Source organism: Burkholderia arboris (assembly GCF_902499125.1).
GTDB classification, from domain to species: domain Bacteria; phylum Pseudomonadota; class Gammaproteobacteria; order Burkholderiales; family Burkholderiaceae; genus Burkholderia; species Burkholderia arboris.
In genome coordinates this window covers 141,308-159,385 of the sequence record NZ_CABVPX010000012.1, presented here as the reverse complement: position 1 = coordinate 159,385, position 18,078 = coordinate 141,308, and the positions used below count along the sequence as shown (strand labels likewise).

The window sequence follows — 18,078 nt, the reverse complement described above, 5'->3', positions numbered from 1 at the left end:
GATTAATTCAACGCAATATTCGACGAATGAATCATGATACTCCGCGAATCGTGATGAAAGGCCGGCCTACCATCGTGCGTTCAGGCTGACCCAACGGAGTTCACGATGACGACCTATATGCACGCGACGACCGCGTCGCTCGATATTGCCTATCTCGAATGGAACCCGCGCGGCGAGCGCGCGGCCGTGCTGCTGCATGGCTGGCCGGACAGCCCGGTCGGCTGGGAGCCGGTGGCCGCGGCGCTCGCCGGGCAGGGCTACCGCGTGCTGGCGCCTGCATTGCGCGGCTTTGCGCCGACGCGCTTTCGCGACGCGTCCGTGCCGCGCAGCGGCCAGCTCGCGGCGCTCGGACGCGACCTGCTCGAATTCGTCGATGCACTCGGTGTCGAGCGGCCAGTGCTGGTCGGGCATGACTGGGGTGCCCGCGCGGCCGCGAACGCGTGCGGGCTGCGCGACGGTGCCGCCTCGCATCTCGCGATGCTGTCGGTCGGTTACGGCACCAACGATCCCGGCCAGCCACTGTCGTTGCAGCAGGTGCGCAACTATTGGTATCACTGGTTCATGGCGACGCCGCGCGGCGAGCAGGCGCTGCGCGACGATCGCCGCGCGTTTGCCCGCCTGATGTGGGAGACGTGGTCGCCAGCCGGGCTGGTACCGCGACCGCGATTTCGAGGCAGCTGCGGTCGCGTTCGACGGACCCGACTGGATCGACGTCGTGCTGCATTCGTACCGGCATCGCTGGGGATTCGCGCCGGGCACGCCGGCCTATGCGGACGACAATGCGCGGCTGAACCCGGCGCCCGTGCTGCCGGTGCCGACGCTCGTGCTGCACGGCGGCGCGGATACCTGCAATCACCCGGACAGCTCGGCCGGGCGCGAACGGTTCTTCACCGGGCGCTATGAGCGGCAGATCCTGGACTCGGTCGGGCACTTTCCGCAACGCGAGGCGCCGGCGGCCGTCGCTGACGCGATCCTGCGGTTCTGCGCGCGCGACTGAACGCGCGGCCGTCCGCCCCGCTCTCATTCGGTGCGATGCGGAATGTTGTCCGGGAACGGGTAGGGCGCATGCGGCCCCGGCCAGTCGGGCACCGGCGGCTCGCGAAGCAGGTCGCATCCGCCCAGCATGATCGACAGCAACGCGGCGAGCACGCCGACGCGGATCGGGATTGAAATGACGCGCTTGGACATGGCTTGCCTCCGTGCTGCGTTCCCTGATGCTTGGACTGCGGGAGGAGGGCGCGCGTTGCGGTGGGCATCGCGCGTGGCCAAAACAAAAAACCCGCGAAGCAGCGAGCTTGCGCGGGTTTCAGTGCAGCGCGTGACGCTGCGAAATACTGGTGCCCAGGGCCGGAATCGAACCGGCACGCCTTGCGGCGGGGGATTTTGAGTCCCCTGCGTCTACCAATTTCACCACCTGGGCTTGTTCCTGACCGCGCAGACCAGTGCGCGGCGAAAGGCGGATTATGGCGGAAATCCGGATGCCGGGCAAGCTGCCCGGTTACCGGCGCGCAAGTCACTGGCTCAGGTAGACGAACCGGCCCTGCTTCACGATTCCCATCACGCTGGCGCGCTGATCGAGCCCCACATGATCCTTGTCGCTCGTGTTGACGACGCCGTTCGGCACGACGAGTTCGTGCGCGCGTTCGAGTTCGCGGCGCAGCGCCGCACGGAACGCCGGCGTGCCGGGCTGCGCGGTTTTCAGCGCGCGGCCGACCGCGTCGGCGAGGCGCGGGTAGACGCCCGCCGCGTCGCCTGCGAACTGCGTGACCGTGCCGGCGCCGTACTTCGCCTCGTACGCGTCGACGAACGCGAGCGCGGCCTTGCGGGCCGGATGATCGGCCGGCAGCGTGCGCGCAACGACCACCGGCTGGGTCGGGAACAGCGTGCCGTCGACGTCCTTGCCGCCGAGCTTGATGAATTCCGGCGTCGCGATCCCGTGCGTCTGGTAGACCGGGCCCTTGTAGCCGCGCTCGATCAGCGTGCGCTGCGGCAGCACGGCCGGCGTGCCCGAGCCGGCGATCAGGATCGCGTCGGGCTTCGCGGCGATCAGCTTCAGCGCCTGGCCCGTGACGCTCGCGTCGGTGCGGTTGAAGCGCTCGGTCGCGACGATGCGGATCTTGCGCAGGTCGGCGAAGCGCGTGAATTCGTTCAGCCAGCTGTCGCCGTAGCTGTCCGCGAAGCCGATGAAGCCGACCGTCTTCACGCCGTGGTTCGCCATGGTGCGCGTCATCACGTCGGCCATCGCGCTGTCGCTCTGCGCCATCTTGAACGCCCAGGTCCGCGCGCCTTCCTGCGGCTCGACGATCGCGCCGGAACCCACCAGCGTGATCATCGGCGTCTGCGCGGCGGCCACCGCGTCGAGCGCCGCGAGCGCGGCCGGCGTGATGTTCGGCCCGACCACGACGTCCACGTGATCCTCGTCGACCAGCTTGCGGATATTGCGCACCGCGGTGCCCGGGTCGGATGCGTCGTCGAGCACCGTCACCTGCACCGGTTGCCCGGCGATCGTCTTCGGCCACATCAGGATCGCGTTCTTGCTCGTGATGCCGATCGCGGCCGCAGGGCCGGTCGACGACAGGTCGACGCCGACCTTCAGGTCGGCATGCGCGGCCGCGCAGGCCAGCGCGAGGGCGGCGCCGGCGGCGCGGCGCAGCAGGGCGGGAAGCGTCATGCGGGAATCTCCGTCGGGCAGCAAAAAGGGGCGCGATATGCGCCCCTGTGTTTATACACGCCGGTCAAAGCTCGTACGATTCGGATTCGCCCTTGAGCGCCTGTTCGATCAGCTTGCGGTTCAGCGTTGGCGACAGCAGTTCGACGAGCGTATACACATAGCTGCGCAGGTAGGCGCCCTGCTTGAGCGCGACGCGCGTCACGTTGCTGCCGAACAGGTGGCCGACCGGGATCAGCCGCAGGTTGCGGTCGCGCTCCGGGTTGAACGCGATGTCGGCCATGATGCCGACGCCAAGACCGAGTTCGACGTAGGTCTTGATCACGTCGGCGTCGATCGCTTCCAGCACGATGTCCGGCGACAGCCCGCGCAGCGCGAACGCGTGGTTGATCTTCTTGCGGCCCGCGAACGCGTCGTCGTAGGTGATCAGCGGGTACTGCGCGAGATCGTCGAGCGTGACCGGCTTGCGTTCGAGCAGCGGATGGTCGGCCGGCACGACGGCTGCGTGGTGCCACTGGAAGCAGGGCAGCGACACGAGCTCCTTGTAGTCGGAGATCGCCTCGGTCGCGATCGCGAGATCGGCCTGGTCGTGGATCACCATCTCGGCCACCTGCGTCGGGCTACCTTGCAGGATCGACAGGTGCACCTTCGGAAAGCGCTTCTTGAATTCGGCGATCGCGGCCGGCAGCGAGTAGCGGGCCTGTGTATGGGTCGCGGCGATGGTCAGGTTCCCCTGGTCCTGCGCCGCATAATCTTTCCCGACCCTTTTAAGGCTTTCAACCTCCTGCAGGATCCGCTCGACCGACGCGAGGATGATCCTGCCCGGCTCGGTGAGCGAGCGCACGCGCTTGCCGTGCCGCGTGAAGATCTCCACGCCCAGCTCGTCCTCGAGCTCGATGATCGCCTTCGAAACCCCCGGTTGCGACGTGTAGAGCGCCTTCGCGGCCTCGGTGAGGTTGAAATTCTGCCGGACGGCCTCGCGCACGAAGCGAAATTGGTGCAGGTTCATTTATAACCCTTCCGCATATCAACAGAATTTTTTAGTCGTTTGAAATATAAGGCGAGTTTATTACGATTCACCGGAGTTTTTCAAATATGGATATCTGTTTTCGTCATTAGCAATCCACCCGGCAGCGGATGGGGGCGGTGACGGCGGAACGGAGATTCGGGCGCGACGTGGCTAGGACGTCGCGCGGTCACCACGAAAACCCTGGGGTCCCCGAATGTATCAGTACGACCAATACGACCAGACGATCGTCGACGAGCGTGTCGCGCAGTACCGCGATCAGGTGCGCCGCCGGCTGTCGGGCGAGTTGAGCGAAGACGAATTCCGACCGCTGCGCCTGCAGAACGGCCTGTACATGCAGCGCCACGCGTACATGCACCGCATCGCGATTCCGTACGGCAACCTGCGCAGCGACCAGCTCCGGATGCTGGCGCGCATCGCCCGCGAACACGATCGCGGCTACGGTCACTTCTCGACCCGCTCGAACATCCAGTTCAACTGGGTCGAGCTGGAAGACACGCCCGAGATCCTCGCGAAGCTCGCGTCGGTGCAGATGCACGCGATCCAGACGTCGGGCAACTGCATCCGCAACATCACGGCCGACCAGTTCGCCGGCGTCGCGCAGGACGAAGAGATCGATCCGCGCCCGTGGGCCGAGATCCTGCGTCAGTGGTCGACGTTCCATCCCGAATTCGCGTGGCTGCCGCGCAAGTTCAAGATCGCGGTGTCGGGCTCGAAGGACGACCGCGCGGCCGTGCAGATCCACGATCTCGGCGTGTACCTGAAGAAGAACGCGCAAGGCGAAGTGGTCGCGAGCATCCTCGCGGGCGGCGGCCTCGGCCGGACGCCGATCGTCGGCGCGGTGATCAAGGAAGACCTGCCGTGGCAGCACCTGATCACGTACTGCGAAGCCGTGCTGCGCGTGTACAACCGCTACGGCCGCCGCGACAACCTGTACAAGGCGCGGATCAAGATCCTCGTGAAGGCGCTGTCGCCGGCGAAGTTCGCGCAACAGGTCGAGGAAGAGTGGCAGCACCTGAAGGACGGCCCGTCGACGCTCACGCAGGCCGAGCTCGACCGCGTGTCGCAGTACTTCGCGCCGCCCGTCTACGAGAAGCTGGCCGATACCGACGCGTCGTTCGAACAGCACCTGCTCGAGAACAAGGCGTTCGCGCGCTGGGTCGAGCGTAACGTCGCACCGCACAAGGTGCCGGGCTACGCGGCCGTCACGCTGTCGCTGAAGGATCATCGCGTGGCGCCGGGTGACGCGACCGACGCGCAGATGGACCTGGTGGCCGACTGGGCCGACGCGTACTCGCTCGGCGAGCTGCGCGTGTCGCACGAGCAGAACCTGATTCTCGCGAACGTGAAGAAGCGCGACCTGTTCGCGGTGTGGGAAAAGGCGAAGGCGGCCGGTTTCGCGACGCCGAACATCGGCCTGCTGACCGACATCATCGCGTGCCCGGGCGGCGACTTCTGCTCGCTCGCGAACGCGAAGTCGATCCCGATCGCGCTGGCGATCCAGCAGCGTTTCGACGATCTGGACTATGTGTACGACCTCGGCGACCTGTCGCTGAACATTTCCGGTTGCATGAACTCGTGCGGTCACCACCACGTCGGCAACATCGGCATCCTCGGTGTCGACAAGGACGGCGCCGAGTGGTACCAGGTGTCGCTCGGCGGCGAGCAGGGCACGGGCCAGAACGGCGCGCGCCTCGGCCGCGTGATCGGGCCGTCGTTCTCGGCGGAAGAAGTGCCGGACGTGATCGCGAAGCTGATCGACACGTTCGTCGATGCGCGCATCGACGGTGAGCGCTTCGTCGACACGTACGACCGCATCGGCATCGCGCCGTTCAAGGAGCGCGTGTATGCGGCGCGCCAGGCAGTGAACGCGTAACCAACCGGGTACAAGGAATTTGCAGATGGCTTCGATTATCAAGAACCGCGCAGTGATCGACGACGCATGGCAGGTCGTGCGCGCGGCGGAAGACGGTGCGCTGCCCGCGGTCGACGCGTTGCCGGCCGGCAAGGTGCTGGTGCCGTTCGCGTTGTGGCAGGCCGAGCGCGCGGCGCTCGTCGCCGCGAAGACGAAGGACGAGCTCGGCGTGTGGCTCGCGTCGGACAGCGAACCGGCCGATCTCGTGGCCGATTTCGGCGCGATTTCGCTGATCGCCGTCGATTTCCCGCGCTTCGCGGACGGCCGTGGCTACAGCATCGCGCGCCTGCTGCGCGAGCGCCACGGCTGGACCGGCGAACTGCGTTCGATCGGCGACGTGCTGCGCGACCAGCTGCTGTACATGTCGCGTTGCGGCTTCGACGCATTCGCGGTGCGCGCCGACAAGGACATCCACGACGCACTGAACGCGTTCACGGAATTCACGCAGCGTTACCAGGGCGCGTTCGACGAGCCGGCGCCGCTGTTCCGCCGCCGCGCGGCCGACGCAGCGACGCCCGATGCGAAGGTGAGCGCATGAGTGCCGCCACCGCGCTGACGCCGGTACTCGCCGCGAAGGTCGAGCGCCTCGACGCGCTGCTCGCGCAGATCGGTGCCCGTCACGAAAAAGTGAAGTTCGCGAGCAGCCTCGCGGCGGAAGACATGCTGCTCACGCACGCGATCCTGTCGAAGGGCGTGTCGATCGGCATTTTCTCGCTGAACACGGGCCGCCTGCATGCGGAAACGCTCGGCATGATCGACCGCGTGCGCGAGCGCTACGGCTACGAGATCGAGCAGTTCCACCCGCAGCAGGACGCGGTCGACCAGTATGTCGCCGAACACGGCCTGAACGCGTTCTACGAGAGCGTCGAGCTGCGCAAGTCGTGCTGCCACATCCGCAAGGTCGAGCCGCTGAACCGCGCACTGTCCGACGTCGGCGCGTGGGTCACCGGCCAGCGCCGCGAGCAGTCGGTCACGCGCGCGGAGCTGCACGAGGAAGAACAGGACGAAGCGCGCGGGATCGCGAAGTACAACCCGCTCGCTGACTGGACGGAAAGCGACGTGTGGGCGTACCTTGACGCGTTTGAGGTGCCGGTCAACCCGCTGCATGCGCGCGGCTATCCGAGCATCGGCTGCGAGCCGTGTACGCGTGCGATCCGTCCCGGCGAGGACAGCCGCGCGGGCCGCTGGTGGTGGGAGTCGCGCGATACGAAGGAATGCGGCCTGCACATCACGATTACGCCGGTTCCTGCGGCCGCCGAAGCTGGCGCCGCGCACTGAAAGCCTGACAAGAAACTGAATATTGCGCCGCCAGCGACAGCGGGCGGCACGAACCCAGAAGAGAAGGACTGAAATCATGAGCACGACGCTCGAGCAATCCGCCTTTGCCCCGGCCACCGGCGCGGACAGCCGCATGGGCCACCTCGACTGGCTCGAAGCCGAGTCGATCCACATCCTGCGCGAGCTGGTTGCCGAGTGCAGCAAGCCGGCGCTGCTGTTCTCGGGCGGTAAGGATTCGGTCGTCGTGCTGCATCTGGCACTGAAAGCATTCGGCCTCGGCGCGAACCGCAAGACGACGCTGCCGTTCCCGCTCGTGCACATCGACACGGGCCACAACTACGAGGAAGTGATCGACTTCCGCGACCGCCGCGCGCAGGAACTGGGCGCCGAGCTGATCGTCGGTCACGTCGAGGATTCGATCAAGCGCGGCACGGTCGTGCTGCGCCGCGAAACCGATTCGCGCAACGCCGCGCAGGCCGTCACGCTGCTCGAGACGATCGAGGCGCACGGCTACACGGCACTGATCGGCGGCGCGCGCCGCGACGAGGAAAAGGCGCGTGCGAAGGAGCGCATCTTCTCGTTCCGCGACGAGTTCGGCCAGTGGGATCCGAAGGCGCAGCGCCCGGAACTGTGGAGCCTGTACAACGCCCGCCTGCACAAGGGCGAGCACCTGCGCGTGTTCCCGATCTCGAACTGGACCGAACTCGACGTGTGGCAGTACATCGCGCGCGAGAACCTCGAACTGCCGTCGATCTACTACGCGCACCAGCGCGAGATCGTGCGCCGCAACGGGCTGCTCGTGCCCGTCACGCCGCTCACGCCGATGCGTGACGGCGAGTCGAGCGAGCTTGCGCAAGTGCGCTTCCGCACGGTCGGCGACATCAGCTGCACGTGCCCGGTCGAGAGCGATGCGGACGACGTCGAGAAGATCATCGCCGAGACGGCGGTGACCGAGATCACCGAACGCGGCGCGACCCGGATGGACGACCAGGCGTCCGAAGCCGCGATGGAACAGCGCAAGAAGCAAGGTTATTTCTGAAGCACACGAGGACATTCACATCATGAGCATCATCGAGAACACCGAAGACCTCGGCGTGCTGCGCTTCATCACCGCGGGCAGCGTCGACGACGGCAAGAGCACGCTGATCGGCCGCCTGCTGTACGACAGCAAGGCCGTGCTGTCCGACCAGCTGTCCGCGCTGTCGCGTGCGAAGAACAAGCGCACGGTCGGCGACGAGCTCGATCTCGCGCTGCTGACCGACGGCCTCGAGGCCGAGCGCGAGCAGGGCATCACGATCGACGTCGCGTACCGTTACTTCGCGACCGCGAAGCGCAAGTTCATCATCGCCGACACGCCGGGCCACGAGCAGTACACGCGCAACATGGTGACGGGCGCGTCGACCGCGCACGCAGCGATCATCCTGATCGACGCGACGCGCATCACGGTGGAAAACGGCGTCGTGCAGTTGCTGCCGCAGACCAAGCGCCACAGCGCGATCGTCAAGCTGCTCGGGCTGCAGCACGTGATCGTCGCGATCAACAAGATGGACCTCGTCGACTACAGCGAGGCGCGCTTCAACGAGATCCGCGACGCCTACGTCACGCTCGCGAAGCAGCTCGGCCTGACCGACGTGGGCTTCGTGCCGGTGTCGGCGCTGAAGGGCGACAACATCGTCGGCGCGAGCGAGCGCATGCCGTGGTATGCGGGCGAACCGCTCCTCGACGTGCTCGAGTCGCTGCCGGTGGAGACGCAGGCGCATGACGCGCTGCGCTTCCCGGTGCAGTGGGTTGCGCGCCAGGACGGCAGCTCGGCCGACGATTTCCGCGGCTACATGGGCCGGATCGAGTCGGGCGAAGTGAAGGTCGGCGACGAGATCGTCGTACTGCCGTCGAACCGCACCGCGACGATCGCCGAGATCGTCTCGCCGGTGCCGGGCGGCACGGCTTCCGTCGCGCACGCGTTCGCGGGCCAGACGGTCACGATCCGTCTCGAGGAGGATGTCGACGTGTCGCGCGGCGACATGTTCGTCACGACCGCCGAGCCCGTCGAGCCGGCCAAGAAGCTCGAGGCCGACCTGTGCTGGTTCGACGAAACGCCGTTGTCGCCGCAGCGCAAGTACCTGCTGAAGCAGACCACGAGCACGGTGTTCGCGAAGGTCGGCGCGGTCAAGCAGGTGCTCGACGTGCATACGCTGTCGCACGCCACCGACCGTCAGGAACTGAAGATGAACGACATCGGCCGCGTCGCGCTGACGCTGCAGAAGCCGATCGTCTGCGACACGTACGATGCGCATCCGGGTACGGGCGCGTTCGTGCTGATCGACGAGGCGACGCATCACACGGTCGCCGCGGGCATGATCCGCGCGTTCTCGGCGTAATCGTCAATCTGCGCGGCGAACCGCGCCGCCACACGGCGGCGCGGGCCGTACGCCAACGTCCGCAGGGACGAAGCGAAGCGACCAACATGGGCAAGGTGTATCTGATCGGAGCAGGGCCGGGCGCGGCCGACCTCATCACGGTGCGCGGCGCGCGCCTGCTCGCGCAGGCGGACGTCGTGCTGCACGACGCGCTCGTCGAGCCGGCGATGCTCGACTATGCGCCGAACGCGCGCCGGATCGCGGTCGGCAAGCGTTGCGGGCAGCGCTCGACCGCGCAGCATTTCATCAACAAGCAGATCGTCGATGCGGCGCGCGAGCACGCGTGCGTCGTGCGGCTGAAGGGCGGCGATCCGATGCTGTTCGGTCGCGCGGAAGAGGAAATGCGCGCGCTCGAGGCGGCCGGCATCGACTACGAGGTCGTGCCGGGCATCACCGCGGCACTGGCCGGCGCGGCGACGCTGAAGCGCTCGCTGACGTTGCGCGGTGTGTCGCGCAGCGTCGCGTTCGCAACGCACAGCCGGGCGCCGGGCAGTGACGAGATCCGCGAGGCCGCGCGCGCCGATTCGATCGTCTACTACATGGGCCGCGACAGCGCCCCCGGCATCGCGCAGGAACTGATCGACGCCGGCCGCGCGCCGGCGACGCCCGTGGCGATCGTCGAGGCATGCAGCACCGCGCGCGAGCGCTCGCTGACGCTGACGCTCGCGCAGATGGCGGCGGGCGACGCACAGGCATGGCTCGATCCCGCGGAACCGAGCCTGCTGATGATCGGCGATGCATTCGCCGAGCGCACCCGGCAGGCGAGCGCGGGCGATCCGTTGCGCAATGCCGCCTGAGCGCGGCTCGACGGCAGTCCGAAACGAAAAAAGCGCTGGCAGATGCCAGCGCTTTTTCTTTGTGTCCGGCGAATGCGCGGCCTACGCGTTGCCGCCGATCTGGTCGACGCAATAGCGCGCGATCGCGTCGAGCACGCCATCGTCTTCGCCGACGGCTGTCGCGCAACGGATCTCGACGCCCGGATGTGCGGCGCGGCACGCATCGACGAGCTGCGGCAGGTCGCGACGGACATGACCACCCTGCCCGAAGAACACCGGTACGACGGTGATGCGCGTGCAGCCGGCCGTGACTTGCGTGGCCACAGCCTCACCGAGCGACGGCGTCATCAGTTCGAGGAAGGCGAGCGACACCTGCGGGGCAGGGGAGCCGGCGCTGCGCAGCCGCGCGGCGAGCCGCTCGAACGGCTCGGCCCAGCGCGGATCGCGGGCGCCGTGGCCGAACAGGACGATGCCATGCGAACTCATGTCGAAGCCTCCGTCGTCACGCGGCACTCAGTGCCGGTCGACCCACTTGAGCGCGAACAGGCCGAGCGCGAGATAGATCAGGCCCGGCGTTGCGGCCGTCAGCGGCGCGGGCCACGTGTTCAGCGTGCCGATGTGCGAGAACAGCGTGTTGAGCAGCTGGAAGCTCATGCCGAGCATGATGCCGCCGAACACCTTCACGCCGACCACGCCCGCACGCGTGTGCAGGTACGCGAACGGCAGCGACAGCACGAGCATCACGAACACGGCGAACGGATACAGCAGCTTGCGCCACAGCGCGATGTCGTAGCGCTGCGTGTCCTGCTGATTCTCGCGCAAGTGCTGGATGTAGCGGAACAGGTTGAAGATCGACATGCGTTCCGGCGACACCAGCAGCACCGACAGGATCTGCGGGGTCAGGTCGGAGCGCAGCCGGTATTCGGGCAGCGACACCTGCTGCGACCGGTACACCGGGTTCAGCGCGTCGGCCGGCTGCCCGCTGATCGGCTTGATCGGCGTGAGCTCCGTTTCGGTGACGCCCTTCAGCAGCCAGTGGCCGGGCGGCTCGTAGCTACCCGTCTGCGCGATCCGCACGTTCTGCAGCTGGAACTTCGAGTCGAATTCGTAGATGCGCACGTTGCTGATCGTCGAGTCGGGCGACAGGCTGCCGACGTTGACGAAGCGCGTGACCTGCTCGCCGTTTTCGCGGGCTGCGAGCGTGTCCTTCACCCACACGCCCGACTGGAAGTTCGACGACACCGACGCGCCGAGCGCCTGCAGCCGCACGCGCTCGGACAGCTGGTCGGCGTACGGGCCGACGAATTCGCCGATCAGGTAGGTGATGATCACGAGCGGCACGCCGATCTTCAGCAGCGAGCGCAGCGCCTGGTTGGTCGCGAGGCCCGACACGCGGAAGATCGTGAATTCCGAGTTCGCGGCCATCTGCGCGAACACGTAGATCGCGCTGATCAGCGCGGCGACCGGGATGATTTCGTAGAAGCGCGACGGCGTTTGAAGCGCGACGCGCAGTACCGCGTAGCCGAACTTGTAGTTGCCGTGCCCGACCGAATTCAGTTCGCTGATCAGGTCGAAGAAGAAGAACAGGCCCGAGAACGCGAACAGGATGAAGACGAACGTGACGTAGATCTGTCGCGCGAAGTATTTTTCATAGAGCCGCATCGATCATGCTCCCGAGCGGCCGAACAGCGCGCGTGTAAACAGCGGACGATTGCGCACGCGCAACCAGAAAATGAACGCGACGATCACCGCGACGAGCGCATGCAGGCCGACGAGGCCGACGCCGAACGACATCTTGCCCTGCTCGATCTGCGCCTGTACGACGTTCAGCAGGTTCGAGTACGTGAGGTAGATCAGCACGGCCATCACGAGGTTGATCGTGCGGCTGCGGCGCGGGTTCTGATACGCGAGCGGGATGCCGAGCACCATCAGGTTGAGCGCGATCAGCGGCAGCCCCGCGCGCCATGCGAATTCCGCGAGGTTGTCGCGCGTCGGGTTGCGCAGCAGGTCGAGCGTCGGCGTGCTGTTGGTGGTCGGCACGTTGACGACCGGGGTGCTCGTGATCTTCACGCCGTAGCGCTCGAACTCCATGATCTTGAAGTTCGGCTGGCCGGGCGTGCCGTCGTAGCGGCGGCCGTCTTCCAGGACGACGAAACGGTTGCCGTCCAGCGTCTCGGTGTGCCCCGTCTGCGACACGACGACGTTGACCTTGCCGTTCTCGGTCGACGTGACGAATACGTTCTGCACCTTGCTCTGGTCCGGCGACATCTTCTCGATGAAGAACACGCGGTGGTTCGCGGCCGATTCGCGGAACTGGCCCGGCGCGAGCAGCGAGATTTCGTCGCGCTGCTGGAAGCGCGCGCGGATCATCTTGCTCTGCTGGTTCGACCACGGCCAGCCGACGAACGCGAAGAAGGCGATCAGCAGGACGATCGGCGTGGCGAACACGCCGATCGGCTTGATGAGGCGCGTGAGGCTCACACCCGACGCAAGCCACACCACCATTTCGGAGTCCCGGTACCACCGGGTCAGCACGAACAGGATCGACACGAACAGCGTGACGACCAGCATCACGGCGAGGTAGCCGATGACGGTCAGGCCGATCAGCACGAGCACGTCCCGCGGATCGATTTCACCGGACGCGGCATAGCCGACGATGCGGATCATCATCGTCGTGAGCATGATCGTGAGCAGCACCATGAACACGGCGCCAGCCGTATACGCAAGCTCGCGCTGGAGGGAGCGTTCGAAGATCATTCTTGATGAGAAGAGGGCGGGAGGCTGCGCACGCGTGGTGGAGCGCTCGCGCCGCCACGGGAAAAATAGCGGATAATTGCGGCTTTCATCCTTAGCCCAGATTTTATCCGAGGACAAGCGCGATGGACTTTAGCATAAAAGGCTGTGATTGGAGCAAAGGCGAGGCCAAGGGGTTCCTGACCGGGAAGTCCGACTGCATCGTGCTCGGCATCTTCGAGGCGCAGACCCTGTCGGGCGCGGCGCTCGACATCGACACGGCCACCAAGGGGCTGATTTCGCGCGTGGTGAAGGCCGGCGACATGGACGGCAAGCGCGGCAAGACGCTGTTCCTGCACGAAGTATCGGGCATCGGCGCGTCGCGCGTGCTGCTCGTCGGCCTCGGCAAGCAGGATGCTTTCAATCAGAAAGCCTATAACGATGCCGTGACGGCCGCCTGGCGCGCGCTGCTGGCGACCAAGGTCGTCCAGGTCACGTTCTCGCTCGCGCAGCTGCCGGTCGACGAGCGCAGCTCCGACTGGGGCGTGCGTGCGGCGATTCTTGCGCTGCGCAACGAGACGTACCGCTTCACGCAGATGAAGAGCAAGCCGGAACCGGCGTCGCACACGCTCAAGCGCGTCGTGTTCAGCGTCGACCCGGCGGACGAAAAGGCCGCGAAGGTCGCGGTCAAGCAGGCCGTCGCGCTCGCGAACGGGATGGATCTGACCCGCGACCTCGGCAACCTGCCCGGCAACGTCTGCACGCCGACCTACCTCGGCAACACCGCGAAGAAGATCGCGAAGGATTGGGGCCTGAAGGCCGAAGTGCTCGGGCTCAAGCAGATCCAGGCGCTGAAGATGGGCTCGTTCCTGTCGGTCGCACGTGCGTCGGTCGAGCCGCCGCAATTCATCGTGCTGCACTACCAGGGTGCTGCCGCGAAGGCTGCGCCGGTCGTGCTGGTCGGCAAGGGCATCACGTTCGATACGGGCGGCATCTCGCTGAAGCCGGGCGAGGGCATGGACGAGATGAAGTACGACATGTGCGGCGCGGGTTCCGTGCTCGGCACGATGCGCGCGGTTGCCGAGATGGGCCTGAAGATCAACGTCGTCGCGATCGTGCCGACCTGCGAGAACATGCCGGGCGGCAACGCGACGAAGCCGGGCGACATCGTCACCAGCATGAAGGGTCTGACGATCGAGGTGCTGAACACCGACGCCGAAGGCCGCCTGATCCTGTGCGACGCACTCACGTATGCCGAGCGCTTCAAGCCGGCTGCGGTGATCGACGTCGCGACGCTGACGGGCGCGTGCGTGATCGCGCTGGGCGGCCACAACAGCGGCCTGTTCTCGACCAACGACGCGCTCGCGGGCGAACTGCTCGACGCGTCGCGCGAGGCGAACGACCCGGCGTGGCGCATGCCGCTCGACGACGAGTACCAGGACCAGCTGAAGTCGAACTTCGCGGATCTCGCGAACATCGGCGGACGCCCGGCCGGCGCCGTCACGGCAGCGTGCTTCCTGTCGCGCTTCACCGAGAGCTATCCGTGGGCCCACCTCGACATCGCGGGCACCGCGTGGAAGGGCGGTGCCGCGAAGGGCGCGACGGGCCGTCCGGTGCCGCTGCTCGCGCAGTTCCTGATCGACCGCGCCGGCCAGTGATGGCGGTGCTGACGACGATGCGGGTACGCGGGCAATGACGCGGATCGATTTCCACTCGAACGTCGGCGATTCGCTCGCGTACGCGTGCCGGCTGCTGCGCAAGGCCTACCAGGCCGGGCAGCCGGTGGTCGTGCTCGCCGAGCCCGCGCGCCTGCGCGCGCTCGACGAGCGGCTCTGGACGTTCTCGCCGCTCGATTTCATCCCGCATTGCGGCGTCGACAGCGAGCACGCAGCCGGCACGCCCATCGTGCTGGCCGCCGATCTCGACCGCGCGCCGCATCATCACGTGCTGCTGAACCTCGGCGCAGCCGTGCCCGCGCAGTTCGCCCGCTTCGAGCGCCTGCTCGAAGTGGTCGGCAACGCGCCGGACGAGCTGGCCGCGGGCCGCGACCGCTACCGGTTCTACCGCGACCGCGGATACGCACTGAACAACTACAAGCAAGGCAGCTAGCCGCAACCGTCGACGGAGTGTTGCCGTGACAGAAGCCGATTCATCCTCGATCCCGACGCTGACCGACGTGCTGGTGCCGGGCAAGCCGGTGCCGGCGCGCTCGCCTGCGTCCACCACCGCACCGCTGCCGCACGACAGCGCGGCGATTCCGGTGCTGACCGACGTGGTCGCGCCGGGTGCCGCTGGCGCGGCGCAGGCCGGTTCCACCAAAACAGAAGCTGACCCCGAATCTGTCGTCATCGAACCCGTGCCGACGCTGCACGTGCCGGCCGTCGAACTGCCGGGCGACGTGGCGACGGTCGCTGCCGCCGCCGCGGGCGAGACCGATGCGCCGGCCGAACCCGGCGCCGCGGATCACGTGGTTGCCGAAGATGCGGCGGCGATGACGGCGCCGCTGCCGACGTCGCTGGTCAATGACGACGTGCCGCAGCCCGCGTTCGCCGCGATGGCACGCGAAGCGGCCGGGCAGGCGCCCGACACGGCGACGCCGGAGGCGGTCCTGCCAGGTGCTGCGCCGCAGCCGGATGCGCAGGCGGCTGCCGGGCTGACGCCGGAAGATGCGCAGCACATCGCCGAGCGTCTTCGCCATCGCCTGACGAACTATCTGACCGGTGCCGGGCGTGACGCCATCGAATCACGCTGTCGCGATGCGCTGCACGAGCATTCGGCCTGGCTGGTCGGTCAGGTCACGCGCGAAGTCGCGCTCGCGCTGGAAACCGAGGTCATGGATTGGGTGCGCGACGCGGTCGACGAAGAGATTGCACGCCGGCGCGCCGGTCGTTCCGGCTGAACGCGCGATCGTTTGCTGTGACGGAAAAGAGGGTGCGGTCCGGTAAATGCCGGGGAAGCTGCCGTTGAGGTGCCGGTCAGCCGGTGCAGGCGTGCCTGCCGGCGGCGCCCGGCTCGACGGTGATCCTCGTCCGGGATATCCGGTTCAGCGTACCGACAGCACCCATTGGGCGAGCGTGCGGGCTTCGGTGTTCGTCAGTTGCGTATTGGCGGGCATCGGCACGCTGCCCCATACGCCGACGCTGCCTTTCACGATCGACTGGGCAAGGTAGTCAACGGCGTCGCCGCGCGCCGCGTACTTGCCGGCGATGTCGTGGAACGACGGACCCATCAGCGGCTTGCCGATCGCGTGGCAGGCCATGCAGTTCTTGCGCTGTGCAAGCGCGAGCCCGTCGGCCTGATCGGCGCGTGCCGCCGCTGCGCTGCCGATCAGCAGCGTGGCGAGCAGGGCACGCAATATCGTCTGTTTCATGCGGTTCTCCGCCGGCGGGGACGGCCGGCTTCATGGTCCGCGCATTATAAAAGCAAAGGGGAAGCGCGTTTTGCGCGTTCCCCCCGGCAGCCATGTTGATTGGGGCTGCATGTCGTGACGCGCCCGCGTCAACCCGTGACGGCCCCCTTGTTCGCCGGCCGCGCGAGCGCCGCGAATTTCGCGAGCACGCCGCGCGTGTAGCGCGGCGCCGGCTGTTGCCAAGCGGCCCGGCGGCGCGCGAGTTCCGCATCGTCGACATTCAGCTGCAGCAGTAACCGGTGCGCGTCGATCGTGATCGAGTCGCCTTCCTGCACGAGTGCGATCGTGCCGCCGACGAACGCCTCGGGCGCGACGTGACCGACGACCATGCCCCAGGTGCCGCCCGAGAAGCGGCCGTCCGTGATGAAGCCCACCGATTCGCCGAGCCCCTTGCCGATGATCGCGGAAGTCGGTGCGAGCATTTCCGGCATGCCGGGGCCGCCCTGCGGGCCGAGATAGCGCAGCACGAGGATGTCGCCCGCGCGGATCCGGTCGCCGAGGATGGCATCCATCGCGCTCTGCTCGTCGTCGAACACGCGGGCCGGGCCCGTAATCACCGGATTTTTCAGGCCGGTGATCTTCGCGACCGCACCGTCTTCCGCGAGATTGCCCTTCAGGATCGCCAGGTGGCCTTCCTTGTACAGCGCGCGGTCGACCGGGTAGATCACGTCCTGGTCGGCGCGCGGCACGCTCGGCACGTCCTTCAGTTCGTCGGCGATCGTGCGGCCGGTGATGGTCATGCAGTCGCCGTGCAGCAGCCCCGCATCGAGCAGGATCTTCAGCACCTGCGGAATCCCGCCGGCCCGGTGCAGGTCGGTCGCGACATACTTCCCGGACGGCTTCAGGTCGCAGATCACGGGCACACGCTTGCGGATGCGCTCGAAGTCGTCGATCGTCCAGTCGACCTCGGCCGCGTGCGCGATCGCGAGATAGTGCAGCACCGCGTTGGTCGAGCCGCCCGTGGCCATGATCACCGACACCGCGTTCTCGATCGCTTCCTTCGTGATGATGTCGCGCGGCTTCAGGTCGCGCTTCACGGCCTCGACGAGCACGCGTGCCGATTCGGCGGCCGAATCGACTTTTTCGTCGTCGGGGTTCGCCATCGTCGACGAATACAGCAATGACATCCCGAGCGCCTCGAACGACGAACTCATCGTGTTTGCGGTGTACATGCCGCCGCACGAGCCCGACGTCGGACACGCGTTCTGCTCGACGCCTTCGAAATCCTCCTGCGACATCCGGCCTGCGGTGAATTCGCCGACGGCCTCGAACGACGATACGATCGTCAGGTCCTTCCCTTTCCAGTGGCCGGGGCGGATCGTGCCGCCGTACACGTAGATGCCCGGCACGTTCAGGCGCGCCAGCGCGATCATGCCGCCCGGCATGTTCTTGTCGCAGCCGCCGACCACCACCACGCCGTCCATCCACTGGCCCTGCACGCAGGTCTCGATGCAGTCGGCGATCACCTCGCGCGACACCAGCGAGTACTTCATGCCTTCGGTGCCCATCGACATGCCGTCCGAAATCGTCGGCGTGCCGAAGATCTGCGGGTTCGCGCCGGCGGCCTTCACGGCGTCGACGGCCGCGTCCGACAGGCGCTGCAGGCCGGAATTGCACGGCGTGATCGTCGAATGACCGTTGGCGATGCCGACCATCGGCTTGTCGAAATCGTCCTTCTGGTAGCCGAGTGCGTAATACATCGAGCGGTTCGGCGAGCGGGCCACGCCTTGCGTGATGTGCTTCGAGCGACGGTTGTACGACATGGGGGGCTCCATCGTTGTGTGGGCGTCGCTCGCGCGGGCGCGCCGGTTCGGATCAATCAAGAATGGAGTTTCCGGATTGGGATGTCCAATAT

At 66.9% G+C, this 18,078-nt stretch carries 17 protein-coding genes, 1 tRNA gene and 1 pseudogene; 10 read left to right on the top strand and 9 right to left on the bottom strand.

Annotated features, from left to right (window positions below; genetic code table 11):
* The first annotated feature begins 105 nt into the window (after nt 1–105).
* Nucleotides 106–997: pseudogene (locus BLA15945_RS16880) on the top strand (alpha/beta fold hydrolase).
* A 23-nt stretch (nt 998–1,020) separates the two neighbouring features.
* Here the strand turns inward: BLA15945_RS16880 and BLA15945_RS16875 are convergent.
* The 4 genes from BLA15945_RS16875 to BLA15945_RS16860 all read right to left on the bottom strand — a co-directional run bounded on the left by BLA15945_RS16875 (nt 1,021) and on the right by BLA15945_RS16860 (nt 3,677).
* On the bottom strand, nt 1,021–1,188 hold the full coding sequence (locus tag BLA15945_RS16875; RefSeq protein WP_174992965.1) for a hypothetical protein: 168 nt from the start codon (nt 1,186–1,188) through the stop codon (nt 1,021–1,023).
* 147 nt (nt 1,189–1,335) lie between these two features.
* Nucleotides 1,336–1,420: transfer RNA gene (locus BLA15945_RS16870), tRNA-Leu, on the bottom strand.
* A 93-nt stretch (nt 1,421–1,513) separates the two neighbouring features.
* Nucleotides 1,514–2,671, bottom strand: a complete 1,158-nt coding sequence (locus BLA15945_RS16865; RefSeq protein WP_174992964.1) for an ABC transporter substrate-binding protein — start codon at nt 2,669–2,671, stop codon at nt 1,514–1,516.
* Nucleotides 2,672–2,735: 64 nt separating this feature from the next.
* Complete coding sequence (locus BLA15945_RS16860) at nt 2,736–3,677, bottom strand: CysB family HTH-type transcriptional regulator (protein WP_014896306.1); 942 nt, start codon at nt 3,675–3,677, stop codon at nt 2,736–2,738.
* Between the two features lie 214 nt (nt 3,678–3,891).
* On the opposite strand from BLA15945_RS16860, the gene BLA15945_RS16855 reads away from it, so the two are divergent.
* From BLA15945_RS16855 to cobA, 6 genes are all read left to right on the top strand, one after another.
* Nucleotides 3,892–5,571, top strand: a complete 1,680-nt coding sequence (locus BLA15945_RS16855; protein WP_174992963.1) for a nitrite/sulfite reductase — start codon at nt 3,892–3,894, stop codon at nt 5,569–5,571.
* Nucleotides 5,572–5,596: 25 nt separating this feature from the next.
* Entirely contained in the window at nt 5,597–6,148 is a 552-nt protein-coding gene (locus BLA15945_RS16850; RefSeq protein ID WP_059233431.1) for a DUF934 domain-containing protein, read from the top strand.
* Nucleotides 6,145–6,888 carry a phosphoadenylyl-sulfate reductase gene (locus BLA15945_RS16845; RefSeq protein ID WP_059233432.1) on the top strand — a complete coding sequence of 248 codons (744 nt, stop codon included), beginning with the start codon at nt 6,145–6,147 and terminating at the stop codon, nt 6,886–6,888. Before BLA15945_RS16850 ends, BLA15945_RS16845 begins: the two co-directional genes overlap by 4 nt.
* 76 nt (nt 6,889–6,964) lie before the next feature.
* Entirely contained in the window at nt 6,965–7,927 is a 963-nt protein-coding gene (cysD, locus tag BLA15945_RS16840; protein WP_059233433.1) for a sulfate adenylyltransferase subunit CysD, read from the top strand.
* Between the two features lie 22 nt (nt 7,928–7,949).
* Nucleotides 7,950–9,266, top strand: a complete 1,317-nt coding sequence (locus BLA15945_RS16835; RefSeq protein ID WP_059233434.1) for a sulfate adenylyltransferase subunit 1 — start codon at nt 7,950–7,952, stop codon at nt 9,264–9,266.
* A gap of 86 nt (nt 9,267–9,352) precedes the next feature.
* Nucleotides 9,353–10,102 carry a uroporphyrinogen-III C-methyltransferase gene (cobA, locus tag BLA15945_RS16830; protein WP_059233435.1) on the top strand — a complete coding sequence of 250 codons (750 nt, stop codon included), beginning with the start codon at nt 9,353–9,355 and terminating at the stop codon, nt 10,100–10,102.
* Nucleotides 10,103–10,183: 81 nt separating this feature from the next.
* Here the strand turns inward: cobA and BLA15945_RS16825 are convergent, their stop codons facing one another.
* From BLA15945_RS16825 to lptF, 3 genes are read right to left on the bottom strand one after another with little or no spacing between them, the layout of a single operon-like run.
* Nucleotides 10,184–10,567 carry a sirohydrochlorin chelatase gene (locus BLA15945_RS16825; protein WP_059233436.1) on the bottom strand — a complete coding sequence of 128 codons (384 nt, stop codon included), beginning with the start codon at nt 10,565–10,567 and terminating at the stop codon, nt 10,184–10,186.
* 27 nt (nt 10,568–10,594) lie between these two features.
* Complete coding sequence (gene lptG / locus BLA15945_RS16820; RefSeq protein ID WP_059233437.1) at nt 10,595–11,743, bottom strand: LPS export ABC transporter permease LptG; 1,149 nt, start codon at nt 11,741–11,743, stop codon at nt 10,595–10,597.
* A gap of 3 nt (nt 11,744–11,746) precedes the next feature.
* The gene (lptF, locus tag BLA15945_RS16815; protein ID WP_059233438.1) at nt 11,747–12,838 is read right to left on the bottom strand and encodes an LPS export ABC transporter permease LptF; all 1,092 of its coding nucleotides are present in this window, start codon (nt 12,836–12,838) and stop codon (nt 11,747–11,749) included.
* A 122-nt stretch (nt 12,839–12,960) separates the two neighbouring features.
* Here lptF and BLA15945_RS16810 point away from each other — a divergent pair, with 122 nt between their 5' ends.
* From BLA15945_RS16810 to BLA15945_RS16800, 3 genes are read left to right on the top strand one after another with little or no spacing between them, the layout of a single operon-like run.
* Nucleotides 12,961–14,472, top strand: coding sequence for a leucyl aminopeptidase (locus tag BLA15945_RS16810; protein WP_059233439.1), 1,512 nt, complete (start codon nt 12,961–12,963; stop codon nt 14,470–14,472).
* Between the two features lie 34 nt (nt 14,473–14,506).
* A complete protein-coding gene (locus BLA15945_RS16805) occupies nt 14,507–14,923 on the top strand; it encodes a DNA polymerase III subunit chi (protein ID WP_021160787.1) in 417 nt (138 codons plus the stop codon).
* A gap of 25 nt (nt 14,924–14,948) precedes the next feature.
* The gene (locus BLA15945_RS16800; RefSeq protein ID WP_174992962.1) at nt 14,949–15,713 is read left to right on the top strand and encodes a DUF2486 family protein; all 765 of its coding nucleotides are present in this window, start codon (nt 14,949–14,951) and stop codon (nt 15,711–15,713) included.
* A 144-nt stretch (nt 15,714–15,857) separates the two neighbouring features.
* On the opposite strand, the gene BLA15945_RS16795 is transcribed toward BLA15945_RS16800, so the two are convergent.
* Complete coding sequence (locus BLA15945_RS16795; protein ID WP_059233441.1) at nt 15,858–16,184, bottom strand: c-type cytochrome; 327 nt, start codon at nt 16,182–16,184, stop codon at nt 15,858–15,860.
* Between the two features lie 128 nt (nt 16,185–16,312).
* The gene (ilvD, locus tag BLA15945_RS16790; protein WP_059233442.1) at nt 16,313–17,986 is read right to left on the bottom strand and encodes a dihydroxy-acid dehydratase; all 1,674 of its coding nucleotides are present in this window, start codon (nt 17,984–17,986) and stop codon (nt 16,313–16,315) included.
* Nucleotides 17,987–18,078 lie beyond the last annotated feature (92 nt).